This is a genomic window from Staphylococcus sp. EG-SA-2 (assembly GCF_017152085.1).
In genome coordinates, this window is the sequence record NZ_JACYHC010000103.1 from 1 (window position 1) to 553 (window position 553).

Annotated in this window: 1 protein-coding gene; it reads right to left on the reverse strand. The window is 29.1% G+C overall.

What is annotated here, in order from left to right:
• The coding region (locus IDG60_RS00865) for a DUF1307 domain-containing protein (protein WP_206160379.1) at nucleotides 1-271 on the reverse strand (271 nt) is incomplete at its 3' end.
• Nucleotides 272-553: the final 282 nt, after the last annotated feature.

Below are 553 nucleotides of genomic sequence, written 5' to 3' on the forward strand. Positions count from 1 at the left end.
CTTTGTATTTTACGCCTTTAAGGTCTTTGAAAATACTTTCAGATTTGGCGAATAACTTTTTGGCTTCGTCTTTATCCATACCTAGATCGTCATATTTAATTGTGTTGATTGTAGACTGTTTTAAAACCTTATCATCTTTATATGTGATAGAAGTTAGTACATGTTTACCACTAACATCACCTTCATATGTTTTGGTTTGTTCTTTACCACAAGCTGATAATGCAATGATACAAATTAATGCTACTACAATTAATGAACATAATTTTTTCAAAGTCAGTCGCCTTCTTTCGATATTTGTATTATAAAGAAATTATAACATTTACTAAAAAATGATGTTATTCAAAAATTTAAATTTTGTCATTTTTTTTGAAGATATGAGTTTTTTAAGCGGATTCCTCACAAAATTTTAAAAATATTTAAGCCTGAAAAATGATAAAGCGGTAGGGAACGTAGTGTGTTCCACTGCTGATTTCTTTTTGAGCATTATAGACGGTATGTTGGAAGAAAAGAACAAAAGCTTGTGTACGATAGCATATAGGTATTAAGAATACGA